Origin of the sequence: Flavobacterium sp. B183 (assembly GCF_023539155.1) — a bacterium.
Lineage (GTDB): Bacteria > Bacteroidota > Bacteroidia > Flavobacteriales > Flavobacteriaceae > Flavobacterium > Flavobacterium tructae.
Map to the genome: position 1 here is coordinate 2057289 of NZ_CP097434.1, position 13306 is coordinate 2070594.

Here is a 13306-nt window from a genome sequence, read left to right on the forward strand (position 1 = left end):
TTGAATGGTGAATTTGTTGAGCTTTTTAGGTTTGATTCGGGGTAGAGTAGTTGTTATTTTGGTGTTTCTTTATGTTGTGTGAGAAAAAACACAATAAACACCATGTGTTTACGTTCAATAGATTTTAATTGTCTCATTATGAAAGTAAGAAAGTTTTTAATCGTTATTGTTGGAGTTATTGGAAGTTTTAGTTCTATTATGGCACAATCAAATTTGCTGAATGCAAAAACGGCAAATCAGATCGGGATAAAGAATCCTGCTCAGTTACGTGCTGACAATGATAAGCCATTGGCTTACGGTTATGTTGACGACAGGGATATTTTAATGGGAAAAACGACCTGGGAGATTGTTGATTTGAATGAAAAAATCAATTTTCCATTGTATTTTCCGGTGGATACTGCCAATATTGGTTCGGATAGACGTTCTCTTTATGATGTTTTGATCAGAGGAATAAAAGCAGGAAGAATCACGGAAGTGTATGCCGACAGCTACTTTAATACTAAAAAATCACTTAAAGATATTCAGGGCGGATTATCACGTATCGATACGACTGATGCCGGAAGGGAATTAATCAATCAATACCCGGACGACTACAAAACACGGGTGGTGAAGAAAAAAGTAGTTACAGGTACAGGTAAGAAAAAAGTAGTTACTTATGTTGACGAAACAGTTGGCCCGACCAGAACGGTACCTGCTGAGTACATTTTAAAACAAGATTTAACGGCGGCAGATGTTACTCAGTATAAATTAAAAGGATACTGGTATTTTGACAAACGTGAGAGTGAATTGAAATACCGATTACTCGGAATTTGTCCTGTGACACCCGATGTTTATACCATGAATAGTGATGAGAAAGATTATATTGAACTGTTTTGGGTTTTCTTTCCCAATGCAAGAGAAGTGTTGAACGAAGCAAAAGCATTTAACGATAGTAATTCGGCACACCCAATTTCATTCGATCAGATTTTAAATTCGAGACGTTTTAATTCGATTATCTATAAAGAAGAAAATGTATATGGTGATCGTGAAATTAAAGATTACATGAAAGATAATGCACAAAAACAGCTGTTGGAATCTGAAAGAGTAAAAGAGAAGATTCGCAACTTCGAACAGGATATGTGGAGCTACTAAGAAATTAGTAACATTATACCAAAAACTCTTATTACATTTGTGGTAAGAGTTTTTTATTTTACCTTTTTACACATGTTGGATTATATAATTGTCGGATCTGGATTGGCTGGAATTTCATTTGCTGAAATTGCGTTTAAAAACAATAAATCTATAGTAGTTATAAATGATGAATCGCAAAATTCATCAAGAGTTGCGGGAGGATTGTACAATCCTGTAATTTTAAAACGCTTTAGTGAGGTTTGGAAAGCAGAAGAACAGTTGTCCTTAATGGACGAATTTTATGAGACCATCGAAGGTAAGCTGAAAACGAAGGTGAATTTTAAACTTCCTATTTTAAGAAAATTTTTCTCTATAGAAGAACAAAACAATTGGTTCTCAGCTTCGGATAAACCACTTCTGGCACCATTTCTTTCTACCAAATTAATCTTTAAAAAATACAATGGTATCGATTCTCCGTTTGATTATGGTGAGGTTTTGCATACCGGTTATGTCGATACGGCTTTATTGTTGGATAAATACCACGAGTATTTACTTCAAAACAAATTATTGCTTCAGGAGTCGTTTGATTATGCTAAACTGATTATTGAGGAAGATTTTGTTCAGTATAAAGAATATCAGGCTAAGCATATTATTTTTGCAGAAGGTTTCGGATTACATGCCAATCCGTTTTTTCAGGATTTGCCATTAGATGGGACTAAAGGGGAGCTTTTTGTTATCAAAGCACCTGATCTGGATCTGGATGTAATTGTGAATACCAGCGTCTTTATTTTGCCTTTAGGAAACGATTTGTTTAAAGTGGGAGCAACCTACAATTGGAAAGACAAAACAGATACGCCAACGGAAGAAGGAAGAACAGAGTTAATCGATCGTATAGAGGAAATAATCAATTGTCGTTTTGAAGTTGTTTCGCATTTTGGCGGGGTGAGACCAACGGTACGTGATCGTAGGCCAATTATTGGTACACACAATCAATATAATTCACTACATCTTTTAAACGGATTAGGGACGCGCGGTGTAATGTTGGGTCCGGCTATGGCCAAAGATTTATATGAGTATATCGAATACCAAAAAACTTTAGATCCAACAATTGATATTCATCGTTTCTACAAGAAAAGAAAATAGCTTTATTTTGATCCCGCTTCTGGATCATAAGAAACAAACATGTTAATGTAAAGGTTTCTCGAAAGTCTTAAGACAAATGGGAATAATAGAATCAACGTTGCAACAATGATCAGAAAAGACTCCTCGACTGACGTTTTGAAAAATACAAACGAAACGATAAAAGCCGCAATTCCGACTGCAACATTTAAACCATAACTAACATACATAGCACCATAAAAAAACGATGGTTCTATCTGGTATTTTAATCCACAGTGACTACAATTTTCGTTCATTTTTAGCACCTTAGTCAAATGAAGCGGATTTCGGTCTGAATACATACTTTCTTTCTGACATCTCGGGCAGCTTCCTGTTAGTATACTGTTTAGTTTGGATCCTTTTTTTAACATGATGACAATTCAGTTATTTGTTGAAGTTATAGAGAATCATTTTTTGCTTTTAGAGTAAAACCTTTTGATTCTGAAAAAAATATTTAAAAATTTATCTTACAAAGATGAGTTGAACAAATATACCATTTTAGTTTGTAATTTTTGCACAAACGAAGCTATGACTTATTATGACTGCCTGATGAGTTTTTTTAAATAACAAAACTCAATTTGTTAATAAATATTTCTGCTTTTACGGGAACCCTCATTTTTACTTAGCTTGCTTTTCGTATCATTGTATGGTTTAATTTTTTTTAAAAGGATATTTTAATGGCAATAAATTTACAGAAAGGACAAAAAATTGATATTGGTTTATCAAGAATTACTATCGGATTAGGCTGGGATCCAAATGAAGGAACAGGGCATGATTTTGATTTGGATGCTTCGGCTATAATGATCAATTCTGATCGCAAGCTTCTTGGCGAAAATTACTTTGTTTTTTATAATAATCTTGCATCTCCGGATGGAGCATTAGAACACACTGGAGATGATCCGACAGGTGGTAACAGTGATGGTGATGATGACGAGGCGATTAAGGTTGATTTGAGTAAAATTTCTTCCGAAGTTAAAGAAATCCTTTTTGTGGTTACCATTGAAGACTTTGAAAGAAGAAAACAAAATTTCGGGCAGGTAAGAAATTCATATATCCGAATTGTAGATGATGCCACAGGTCAGGAAATTGCCAAATATGAATTAGACGAAGATTTTTCTATTGAGACCGGTGTCGAGTTTGGAAGATTGTACAAACGAAATGAGCAATGGAAGTTTGAAGCTTCCGGAATTGGTTACAGAGCCGATTTAGGATTCTTTTTAGAAAAATATTATTCAGGAGAAATAATTAAATAGGTCTGATCTTTTAATGTTAATCGGGTTAAGGATATTGTTCTTTGCCTTGATTTATAAAGATGTTCTTAGAAGCTAACCGCCATCAATAGGAAGTAAGTTAATTAGTAAATTATAGTAAGACAGGTATTTCTGTACATATTTTAAAAGCATTCATTTGGAAATAAATTACAAAAAACACACCCATATTTCTTTCGATTTATGGCTGACATTAATAAAATCCAATCCGGAGTTTAAGAAGAAGAGAAATTTATTGTTTAAAAATTTCTTTGAAGTTGATTGTACGATCGATAAAGTAAATGAAGTAGTGAGATACTATGATGTTTTGTGCAACAATATTAACGAAAAAACAGGATTGAATATTGATACGTATGAAATTTATTATTTAATTTTAAGCGCACTCGAAGTTGATATTAATAAATTCGAAACAAGTAAGTTAAGTGAGTTTTATGAAGAAACAGATTCTTTGTTTATGAACTATAAGGCGGAGTTAATTTTTCCGGATACTAAGAAATTGTTTCAGGAAATAACAAATGAAGATAAGACTATTAATATCCTGAGTAATACAGCTTTTATCAAAGGCAGAACCTTAAAAAAACTATTGGCGTATTATGAATTGACAGATTTTTTTAAATTTCAGATTTATTCTGACGAAGTTGGATTTTCGAAACCAAACAATGAAATTTTTCAATTGGTTTTTGATGAGATTAACACCTTTAAAAGTACGGAAAAAAAACAAATATTACACGTCGGAGATAATAGTGTTGCAGATTACAATGGAGCAATTAATTTCGGATTTGATGCTCATTTATTAAAAATATAAAAGTGAATAAAAGTTACAGCTTACATAAGATAGTGGACAAAGATAACTGTCCGTTTAAGGAACAAGAATACAGTAAATTTAAATTTGGTGACAAATCATTTGCAGAGAAGTTTGCAAAGGAATTGTTTGAAGGTTTCGTGTCAGAATTTGGAGAATTGTTGTTGTCGGAACAAGAAATTGTTATTCTACCGAGCCCATTCTTATCCATACCAACAGCCTCGAATTTTTTGTGTTCTTATTTTAAAAAAGAGCTGAATAGTTTTTTATTCAAAAATGGTAAAAAGACCAGTATAGAATCTAAAATTTACAGAAACCAAACCTATGTTACAGATTACGGAAATTTAGATTTTGATGAAAGGGTAAAGCTAATCTCGAACGATACCTACTATATCGATCGTAATTTTATAGACGGAAAGCTTTGCATTTTTGTTGATGATATTAAAATTACCGGTAGTCACGAACATACCGTGAATAAAATTCTGAATCAATACAATGTAAATGGAGATTTTGTTTTTGTGTATTTCGCAGAATTAGTGAATAAAGACATTCATCCTAAAATTGAAAATCATTATAACTACTATGCTGTTAAAAATGTTGAAGATATTGTTGACATTATAAACAGTCCTTCTTTTCAATATAATACCAGAATCGTCAAATTTATTTTAAGTTTAAATGAAGAGCAGTTTAGGTATTTAGCAGAAAATATTTCAATCGAAAAAACGAATGACTTATTTCATCTGGCAATAAGCAATAATTATCATCAGATTCTAGAGTATAAATCAAACATTAATGTAATAAAAATAGATTAAAACTATGGCTATCAATTTACAAAAAGGACAACGTGAAAACATAAATGCACCTAAATTTACCATTGGTTTAGGATGGGATACAAACAGCAGCAGTACAGGATCAGGTTTTGATCTTGATGCGTCGGTATTTATTTTGGGAGATAACAGAAAAATTATATCAGATTCTCATTTTGTTTTCTACAACAATCTAACCTCCCCTGACGATGCAGTAATACATACAGGTGATAATTTAACCGGAGACGGTGACGGAGATGACGAGCAGGTAAAAATTGATTTGACTAAAATCAATTCAGCAGTAAAAGAAATTTGTGTTGTTGTAACCATCCATGATGCTGAAAACAGAAAACAGAATTTTGGTCAGGTGAGAAACTCTTTCATTCGTATTGTAGATGACAGCAATAACAGTGAAATGGTTAAATATGAGTTAGAAGAAGATTTCTCAATAGAAACGGCAGTAGAGTTTGGGAGAATTTACAACAAAGACGGGCAATGGAAATTTGAAGCTATTGGCGTTGGAATGAAAGGCGGGTTAGAGGATTATTTAAATAAATATAATTAAAAAAAGATATGGCAATTAATTTAGAAAAAGGGCAACGTATCAATCTTGAAAAAAGTAACGGTACTAAATTACAAAATATTTGTGTTGGTGTAAACTGGGGAGCAATTGAAAAGAAAGGGCTTTTCGGTACCAAAAAAGAAGCAGTAGATTTAGATGCAAGCTGCGCCATTTATGACGATAAGAAAAATCATATTGATTCTGTAAATTTTAGAAAATTAATATCAAACGATCGTGCGATCAAGCACAGTGGTGATGACTTAACCGGAGATTTAAATGGAGATGACGGTTTGGATAATGAAGTAATTACTTTAGACTTTTCGCAATTATCACCGGCTGCAAATCACGTTGCATTTTTTATAAATAGTTTCAGAGGTCAGGATTTTAAAGACATTCCTTTCGCATCTATCAGAATTTACGAAGGAACTCCAACAAGAGTAAGTCAGGAATTTGCCCGTTATGATGTCGCAAATGATGCTTCTTTTGCAGGAAATGTTTCTATGGTTTTGGGTGTTTTTTACAAAAGAAACGGAGATTGGAAATTTAGTGCAATTGGAACACCAACAAATGATAAAAAGTTGGAACAAACTATAGTTACCATTCAACAAAATCATCTATAAAAAGTTATGTCAGAAAATCAATTAGTTACTCAAGAGAATACCGCATTGATTGATAAGGATGGAAATGTAAACTTAGCTTCAATTTCTGAAACGGAAGTTAATAGTTACAAATCGATTTCGAATCAGTTGAATGAAAATGATACTAATTCAATCTTGAATTATGGAGCCGAAATCCAGAATTCAATTGCGAAGCAAAGTGATACTTTTTTAACCAATGTTAGAACTTATAATTCAGGTGAAGTTGGTACGTTGATAAATGACTTGCTTACAGAGTTAAATTATGTTGATGTAGATCAGTTAGATCAGGGACCGTTTAAACGTTTCCTGTCTAAAATTCCGATTCTGAACAAATTAGTAACCGATGTAAAGAAATTATTCCAGCAATACGATAAAATTACTGTAAATATCGATAAGATCAGTAATAAGGTAAAGGCAGGAATGATCAATTCGGTAAAAGATAACAGTGCGCTTCAAACCATGTTTGACGGAAATGTGAATCTTATCAAAGAGATGGAAAAACACATTATTGCGGGACAAATTCGATTTAAAGAATTGGGTGAAGAACTTGCTGTAATGGAAGGAAATCCGGCTCAATACCAGGATTATCAAATTTCAGATAAAAGGAACTTTATTAATCGTCTGGACAAACGTCTGGCCGATATGAAAATTGTTCGCTTTATTATGCTGCAGTCTTTGGCACAAATTCGTGTGGTACAAAACAACAATACTTCAATTGCCGAAAAAGCACAATCGATTCTAACTACAACCATGCCGGTTTGGAAGAATCAATTAACGCTTGCGGTTGCTTTACAAAGACAAAAACAAAATATCGAAGTACAACGAAGAGTATCTGAAACAACCAATACCATTTTGCAGAAAAATGCTGAAATGTTAAAACAAAACAGTATTGAAGTAGCAAAAGAAAATGAAAATACAGTTGTATCTCTTGAGACTTTAAAAATGACAACAAAATCATTGATTGATACGTTGACAGAAGTAAAACAAATTCACGATCAGGGTACTGAAACCAGAAGACAGCTTGATGCCGGATTACAAAGTCTTGAGGTTGAACTAAAAAAAGGAGTGATAAGCTAATTGAACAGAAATCAGTTAAATGCAAGAGGAAGAGGAACGGTATGTTCAAATAATAAAAGATAGTAATAGAAAACTTGTGATTTTAGAATTGTTATCCAATTTCTTTAGTCACAAGGATTTTGTTGGTGTTTTAATAAAAACAAGAATCATTCATACTCTTTTTGAAAACAATAAATCATTAGACATAAACAAATTAGAACTCTTTCATATACAGTTTACAAGCAGTTTTATTGAGTTGTTTCAAAAATTAAAAAAATCAAAAGAACAGCAGTATCTTTTGATTTCTGATGAGATTTATATCAATGAAGATATCATAACCAAATTAAAATCAGAAATTGGAGAATCCGGATTTGCAGAAAAAGCAAAGACACATGCTCAAAATATGTCTGGAAAAATTGAAGTACTCTACAGTATGTTTGTCAATGAAAGTTCAGATTTTTTTAGTTGGAATGAAATCACAAGTTTTTCAGACCGTGTAAAACTTGAATATTATCGAGAGATTACAATTGAAGAATATGAAAAAATAGCCTCTTTAAACAAGAAGCTGTATGAAAATAAACATGCGAAATTTGAAAAGAAACTTTTAGGAAGGCTAAACATCCTGAAATTTAAAATTAAGTTTTTGTGTGGGCTGGTTTGTAATAATGAAGTTATCGAGATATTCGAATTTAGAGACTCTAACGATAAATTTATTTTCATCGCTAATGAAAAAGCATTTTACTTTTTAGATGATGCAGTAGTAGAAGAAATTAATCTTGCTAAAAATGATTCCGTTAAGGGTGAAATTATCACGCAATTAAAAGAAAAAAACTCAGCATTAACGTTTGAATTAAGTACAATAAAAACATCATTTCCTGAAAATGTAAATGGTGTATTGCGAGAATATCTGAATAAAATTTCCTCAATGGATTTTATAGAAGAGCTTCAAAATGTAGATGAGCAAACCAATATTTTAAAAACAATGTTAAATATTAATATTAAATAAAAGAAAATTAAAATGGCAATTAATTTAGAAAAAGGTCAAAGACAGAGTATTGATGCTCCAAAATTTATTGTTGGACTTGGCTGGGATAGTAATTCAAGTAACACAGGAGAAGGGTTTGATTTGGATGCTTCCGTTTTTTTAGTGGGTGCTAATGGAAAAATTCCAAATGACAACCATTTTGTTTATTATAATAATTTGAAATCGCCAGACGGAGCTGTAACACATACGGGGGATAATTTGACCGGAGCAGGAGACGGAGATGACGAAAAGATTCAGATTGATTTGTCTACAGTATCACCGGATGTGAATGAAATTTGCTTTGTTGTAACGATTCACCATGCTGATACCAGAAGACAAAATTTTGGTCAGATTAGAAATTCATTTATCAGAATTGTAGATCAAACCAATACCGAATTAGTGAAGTACGAGCTTGATGAGGACTTTTCTATTGAAACAGCAGTAGAGTTTGGAAGACTTTATAAAAGAAACAATGAGTGGAAGTTTGAAGCCGTAGGTATTGGTATGAAAGGTGGCTTACAGGATTATTTAAATAAATACAACTAATTTAAAACACTATTAACAAACATGGCTATTAACTTAACTAAAGGACAAAAAATTGATTTAAGAAAATCAAGTGGCGAAACATTAACAAACTTTTGCGTGGGTGTAAACTGGGGTGCAATTGAAACAAAAGGATTTTTAGGATTATCAAAAAACGTAGTAGAAATTGATTTAGATTTGAGCTGTGTGTTGATTGATGATCAGAATAAACTTTGCGATCATTTGTATTCTCCTCTATACAGAGTAGAAGTATTACAGCAATTTGGTCTTCCTAAAGGTAAATTGTTAAGTGTTGACGGTGCTTTAAAACACACAGGAGATGACCTTGCAGGTGATACTGGTGGAGATGATGGTTTAGATAATGAAATTATTACGGTTGATCTTTCTAAAGTTGATGCTAAAGTAAATCAGATTTTTTTCTTTTTAAATAATGCAGGAAAAGAAGATTTCTCACAAATTCCGTATGCTAAAATCAGAATGTATGAAGGTACTCCAACCAGAGTAGTTTCAGAATTTGCTTCTTATAATGTTTCTGCTGATTCTCAATATGTAAACAAGCGTTCTATCATTATGGGGAAATTATACAAACGTAATGGAGAATGGAAATTTAGCGCAATAGGTGATCCTACCGATGATACATTTTTAGGACAGACTATTCACAAAATAGTACAGTCTTACCTGTAATGCAAATCAAAAATATCGACGGACTCAGCGTTTCTCAAATTAGAAACATGGTTCAGCAGGGAGGTAAATTTGTTGTATTCCCGTACACAGTGTCGTTTATATTAATGACCTTAAAAAGAAGTTCTGATATTTATTTCATTAAGGCGAATGAAAATACGTTTAAGTATTCATATGGTTTTGTTTTTCTGAATCTGATCGTTGGTTGGTGGGGTATTCCCTGGGGACCGATTTACACAATAGGTTCGGCATATCATCATGTAGTAGGAGGTAAAGATCTGACCCAGGCAGTTCTGAGCCATTTAATACAACATGACCCTGAAGCAAATACCAATACTTACAATATAAACGGTATAGAAAGCTCTAATGAAAGAAGTGAAGTAACCGAAGCACCAATCTATAATATTCCTGTATAAATCACATTTACTATGAGAAGACTGCCTGTGTACTTATTATTAGATACTTCCGGTTCAATGACCGGAGAACCTATTGAAGCTGTGAAAAACGGTGTTCAAATGATGGTGAGCTCGTTAAGACAAAATCCACAAGCCATTGAGACGGCTTTTTTAAGTATCATTACATTCGATACTACAGCGCAGCAAATTATCCCATTAACGGATTTGGCTTCTTTTCAAATGGTCGATATTAAAGCAGCCGGAGTGACAGCCTTTGGAGATGCATTGAGATTAGCGGCACAAAAGATAGAAACTGAAGTCGCCAAAACAACAACAGAACAAAAAGGAGACTGGAAACCATTGGTATTTATTATGACTGACGGAATTCCAACCGATAATTGGGAAAGTGGTCTCAATGAATTTAAAAAAGCAAAAGTCGCCTACACCATTGCCTGTGCTGCTGGTGGAGGAGCCGATACCGCTATTTTAAAAAGAATCACAGATAATGTAGTAAGTCTGGATACAGCGGATAGTTCCAGCATTGGAAAATTTTTTCAATGGGTCACAGCTTCGATTGGAGTAACTTCAACAAAAGTAGAGGACTTCGGTAAAGAATTTACAAATCTAAAAGAATTGCCTCCGCCTCCGTCTGAACTAAACATTGTAGTTTAAATTTCGGCGAGGCAGAGTTTATATTGCCTTTTTAATTCAATAAACTTTTTCGTATTACATCTTTTTTAAAGAAGTTATACGCATTAAGTATGCTTGCGAATTTCTAAAACTCATGTTAGTAGTAAAGTAATTCCATTTATTAAATCATTTTAAAGTTATGAGAAGACTACCTGTTTATTTTTTGCTGGACACCTCGGGTTCGATGTATGGAGAGCCCATTCAGGCGCTAAATAATGCCTTAAGTGGTATGATTAACACTTTGCGCTCAGATCCTCAGGCTTTAGATTCCCTTTGGATTAGCATTATAACTTATGATCGTGAAGTAAAAGAAATAGTACCCTTAACAGAATTAGTTCACTTTCAGCTTCCTGAAATCACCTGTCCACAAAGCGGTCCTACAAATACAGGAGCAGGTTTGGATTTTGTGATTAAAAAGGTAAAAGCAGATGTTATAAAAGGTTCAGCAACTCAAAAAGGAGACTGGAAGCCATTATTATTTGTTTTTACAGATGGGAAACCTAGTGATATCCAGTTTTACAGAGAAAAAATTACCGAAATACGAGATCTTAATTTTGGAGCTGTTGTAGGTTGTGCAGCCGGACATATGGCGAACGATTCTATTTTGAAAGAACTGACAGATAATGTAGTGCATTTGGCATCAGCTGATAGTGCTACATTGAAACAATTTTTTAAATGGGTTTCAGAAACAATCGAACAAGGTAATAAAAGCCAGGGAACGGGTGAAAGTGTAACATTGCCGCCTCCGCCAAGCGAAATAACGGTCGTAATTTAGATATGGAAGTACTAGGCACCCTGATCACAATTATTAGTATAATTGTGCATATTGTTCAAAAAGTAAATGAATCCTCCTCCAAAAGCGATAACAACAGAAACTCTTATAGGGACGTGACTTATGAGGTTGTTCATGAGTTTACACCACAGGAAAAATTAGAAAACATGAACATTGACAGTTTAAACATTTGTTATAAAACTGCCGGAATTAATGGCTTCTCTATTGAAAACGCAAGACGTACTTTGCTTAATAATTACGTGCAGGATGATTTTTATATCGATGACGTTATTATACGTCAGAATTGTATGTATATAAAAGTAATGCATGCTATTCCGTATAACGGCAGTAATAAATGTTATGGGGCTTCTTTTTCAATCAATTTTATGACTGTAAATGATGGTGTTGCTGTTTATGGAGCAAAGAAAATAAATGCCGATGAAGAATTGGTTTTTAAAGAAATCGCAAACGAATTAATAAACGCAGTTTCCTAATGTATTTCATAAAGCTATTTATTCAAATTCTAATTGTCGGGTTGTTTCTGTACTCCAAATTATTGCCTTATAAAGACAAATTGAGCCCACAGTACAGAAGTATTTTTGATTTTTTCAATAGTATTTTTTCACCCCTATTCAATTCTCTAAAAACAATGATAAAGCCTTTTCAGGTTGGAGTGGGTTTAGCAGTTGATATGACGCAAATTTTGCTTTTAGTTATTTTTTTAATGTTATTAAATTTCCTTTAAAATGAGAAGATTACCCATATATTTTTTAATTGATATTTCGGAATCAATGGTTGGAGAACCAATTCAACAGGTTGAAGAAGGATTGGCTACCATAATTCAGGCTTTAAAAACAGATCCGCATGCTCTTGAAACTGTTTTTGTTTCAATTATAGTATTTGCAGGACAGCCCAGAACATTAGTGCCTTTGCAGGAAATAGTAAGTTTTTATCCGCCTAAATTTCCAATTGGCAGCGGTACTTCTTTAAGCAAAGGGCTAGGACATTTAATGTATGAGTTAAGAAGTAATATTGTTAAAACTACTTATGAGGTAAAAGGTGATTGGAAACCTATTGTTTTTTTATTTACAGACGGCGTTCCTACTGATGATAGTCAGGCAGCAATAAACGAATGGAAACAAAACTGGCAGCGAACAGCCAACTTAATTGCGATTTCTTTTGGTAACGAAACAGATACAAAATTATTAGGCGAACTTACAGAAAATGTACTGCATTTTAAAAATACCAATGTGCAATCGTATAAAGAGTTTTTTAAATGGGTAACAGACTCCATAAAAACAAGCAGCATAAGTGTTGAAAGTAATTCGAATGGTTTTGAATTGGCAAAATTAGACGGAGAAACACTTTCGAAAATAGATTTAACCAAAGAAAGTCCGAACCGTCAATATGTCGATGATAATTTTGTAGTTCTAAACGGAAAATGCCAAAATACCAAAAGGCCTTATTTAATGAAATACCGTAAAACTATTGCGGAATCTATTTATGCGGGAATAGAATTATCTTCAAAAAACTACAAGTTAGTAGGCGCATATCAGGTTGATAACTCTTATTTTGAATTAGCAGATTCAGCTAATTTTAACAATAAAGTAAATACCGATGAACTTATTGGCGGACCAACTTGTCCGTGTTGTGGAAATCAGATTGCTTTTGCCGTTTGTGTGTGCGAAAAAATACATTGCATTGGTGACGAAGATATAAGTACTTGTCCGTGGTGTAACAATCAGGGAAGTTATGGCTGCGGTGAAGGCGGGTTTGATGTAAACAGAACCCAAGGATAATT

At 33.3% G+C, this 13306-nt stretch carries 17 protein-coding genes; 16 read left to right on the plus strand and 1 reads right to left on the minus strand.

The features are described 5' to 3' along the window. Positions 1 to 138: 138 nt before the first annotated feature. Together gldN and M4I44_RS09155 are read left to right on the plus strand one after the other, a co-directional pair. Positions 139 to 1131, plus strand: a complete 993-nt coding sequence (gldN, locus tag M4I44_RS09150; RefSeq protein ID WP_017496988.1) for a gliding motility protein GldN — start codon at positions 139 to 141, stop codon at positions 1129 to 1131. Positions 1132 to 1203: 72 nt separating this feature from the next. Further along, positions 1204 to 2253, plus strand: coding sequence for an FAD-binding oxidoreductase (locus M4I44_RS09155; RefSeq protein WP_249967093.1), 1050 nt, complete (start codon positions 1204 to 1206; stop codon positions 2251 to 2253). 2 nt (positions 2254 to 2255) lie between these two features. Here M4I44_RS09155 and M4I44_RS09160 read toward each other — a convergent pair whose 3' ends face one another. Then, positions 2256 to 2639, minus strand: a complete 384-nt coding sequence (locus M4I44_RS09160) for a DUF983 domain-containing protein (RefSeq protein WP_017496986.1) — start codon at positions 2637 to 2639, stop codon at positions 2256 to 2258. A gap of 306 nt (positions 2640 to 2945) precedes the next feature. Between M4I44_RS09160 and M4I44_RS09165 the strand changes: the two genes are divergently transcribed. The 14 genes from M4I44_RS09165 (at position 2946) to M4I44_RS09230 (ending at position 13304) form a co-directional block, all read left to right on the plus strand. Further along, positions 2946 to 3521, plus strand: coding sequence for a TerD family protein (locus tag M4I44_RS09165; RefSeq protein WP_249967094.1), 576 nt, complete (start codon positions 2946 to 2948; stop codon positions 3519 to 3521). Between the two features lie 154 nt (positions 3522 to 3675). Beyond that, positions 3676 to 4341, plus strand: a complete 666-nt coding sequence (locus tag M4I44_RS09170; RefSeq protein ID WP_249967095.1) for an HAD family hydrolase — start codon at positions 3676 to 3678, stop codon at positions 4339 to 4341. Between the two features lie 2 nt (positions 4342 to 4343). Then, positions 4344 to 5150 (plus strand): phosphoribosyltransferase family protein, encoded by an 807-nt coding sequence (locus M4I44_RS09175; protein WP_017496983.1) that lies wholly within the window; start codon positions 4344 to 4346, stop codon positions 5148 to 5150. A gap of 4 nt (positions 5151 to 5154) precedes the next feature. After that, entirely contained in the window at positions 5155 to 5709 is a 555-nt protein-coding gene (locus M4I44_RS09180; RefSeq protein WP_017496982.1) for a TerD family protein, read from the plus strand. 8 nt (positions 5710 to 5717) lie between these two features. Then, positions 5718 to 6326: a TerD family protein gene (locus tag M4I44_RS09185; protein ID WP_017496981.1), complete on the plus strand. Its 609-nt coding sequence runs from the start codon at positions 5718 to 5720 to the stop codon at positions 6324 to 6326. A gap of 6 nt (positions 6327 to 6332) precedes the next feature. After that, the gene (locus tag M4I44_RS09190) at positions 6333 to 7421 is read left to right on the plus strand and encodes a toxic anion resistance protein (RefSeq protein WP_017496980.1); all 1089 of its coding nucleotides are present in this window, start codon (positions 6333 to 6335) and stop codon (positions 7419 to 7421) included. Between the two features lie 19 nt (positions 7422 to 7440). Continuing rightward, positions 7441 to 8406, plus strand: a complete 966-nt coding sequence (locus tag M4I44_RS09195) for a hypothetical protein (RefSeq protein ID WP_017496979.1) — start codon at positions 7441 to 7443, stop codon at positions 8404 to 8406. A gap of 12 nt (positions 8407 to 8418) precedes the next feature. Next, on the plus strand, positions 8419 to 8970 hold the full coding sequence (locus tag M4I44_RS09200) for a TerD family protein (protein WP_017496978.1): 552 nt from the start codon (positions 8419 to 8421) through the stop codon (positions 8968 to 8970). 21 nt (positions 8971 to 8991) lie between these two features. After that, a complete protein-coding gene (locus tag M4I44_RS09205; protein ID WP_017496977.1) occupies positions 8992 to 9651 on the plus strand; it encodes a TerD family protein in 660 nt (219 codons plus the stop codon). After that, positions 9651 to 10064 carry a hypothetical protein gene (locus M4I44_RS09210; RefSeq protein ID WP_249967096.1) on the plus strand — a complete coding sequence of 138 codons (414 nt, stop codon included), beginning with the start codon at positions 9651 to 9653 and terminating at the stop codon, positions 10062 to 10064. The genes M4I44_RS09205 and M4I44_RS09210 overlap by 1 nt, the downstream gene beginning before the upstream one ends. A 12-nt stretch (positions 10065 to 10076) precedes the next feature. Further along, complete coding sequence (locus M4I44_RS09215) at positions 10077 to 10715, plus strand: VWA domain-containing protein (protein ID WP_017496975.1); 639 nt, start codon at positions 10077 to 10079, stop codon at positions 10713 to 10715. 157 nt (positions 10716 to 10872) lie between these two features. Next, entirely contained in the window at positions 10873 to 11508 is a 636-nt protein-coding gene (locus tag M4I44_RS09220) for a VWA domain-containing protein (RefSeq protein ID WP_017496974.1), read from the plus strand. Positions 11509 to 11510: 2 nt separating this feature from the next. Continuing rightward, complete coding sequence (locus M4I44_RS09225; RefSeq protein ID WP_249967097.1) at positions 11511 to 11999, plus strand: hypothetical protein; 489 nt, start codon at positions 11511 to 11513, stop codon at positions 11997 to 11999. A 252-nt stretch (positions 12000 to 12251) separates the two neighbouring features. After that, positions 12252 to 13304 (plus strand): TerY-C metal binding domain-containing protein, encoded by a 1053-nt coding sequence (locus M4I44_RS09230; RefSeq protein WP_249967098.1) that lies wholly within the window; start codon positions 12252 to 12254, stop codon positions 13302 to 13304. Positions 13305 to 13306: the final 2 nt, after the last annotated feature.

Excerpts from the sequence above, each read along its gene's own strand:
- gldN (WP_017496988.1), top strand. The coding sequence starts at position 139 with ATGAAAGTAAGAAAGTTTTTAATCGTTATTGTTGGAGTTATTGGAAGT.
- M4I44_RS09155 (WP_249967093.1), top strand. The coding sequence starts at position 1,204 with ATGTTGGATTATATAATTGTCGGATCTGGATTGGCTGGAATTTCATTT.
- M4I44_RS09160 (WP_017496986.1), bottom strand. The coding sequence starts at position 2,639 with ATGTTAAAAAAAGGATCCAAACTAAACAGTATACTAACAGGAAGCTGC.
- M4I44_RS09165 (WP_249967094.1), top strand. The coding sequence starts at position 2,946 with ATGGCAATAAATTTACAGAAAGGACAAAAAATTGATATTGGTTTATCA.
- M4I44_RS09180 (WP_017496982.1), top strand. The coding sequence starts at position 5,155 with ATGGCTATCAATTTACAAAAAGGACAACGTGAAAACATAAATGCACCT.
- M4I44_RS09185 (WP_017496981.1), top strand. The coding sequence starts at position 5,718 with ATGGCAATTAATTTAGAAAAAGGGCAACGTATCAATCTTGAAAAAAGT.
- M4I44_RS09190 (WP_017496980.1), top strand. The coding sequence starts at position 6,333 with ATGTCAGAAAATCAATTAGTTACTCAAGAGAATACCGCATTGATTGAT.
- M4I44_RS09195 (WP_017496979.1), top strand. The coding sequence starts at position 7,441 with ATGCAAGAGGAAGAGGAACGGTATGTTCAAATAATAAAAGATAGTAAT.
- M4I44_RS09200 (WP_017496978.1), top strand. The coding sequence starts at position 8,419 with ATGGCAATTAATTTAGAAAAAGGTCAAAGACAGAGTATTGATGCTCCA.
- M4I44_RS09205 (WP_017496977.1), top strand. The coding sequence starts at position 8,992 with ATGGCTATTAACTTAACTAAAGGACAAAAAATTGATTTAAGAAAATCA.
- M4I44_RS09210 (WP_249967096.1), top strand. The coding sequence starts at position 9,651 with ATGCAAATCAAAAATATCGACGGACTCAGCGTTTCTCAAATTAGAAAC.
- M4I44_RS09215 (WP_017496975.1), top strand. The coding sequence starts at position 10,077 with ATGAGAAGACTGCCTGTGTACTTATTATTAGATACTTCCGGTTCAATG.
- M4I44_RS09220 (WP_017496974.1), top strand. The coding sequence starts at position 10,873 with ATGAGAAGACTACCTGTTTATTTTTTGCTGGACACCTCGGGTTCGATG.
- M4I44_RS09225 (WP_249967097.1), top strand. The coding sequence starts at position 11,511 with ATGGAAGTACTAGGCACCCTGATCACAATTATTAGTATAATTGTGCAT.
- M4I44_RS09230 (WP_249967098.1), top strand. The coding sequence starts at position 12,252 with ATGAGAAGATTACCCATATATTTTTTAATTGATATTTCGGAATCAATG.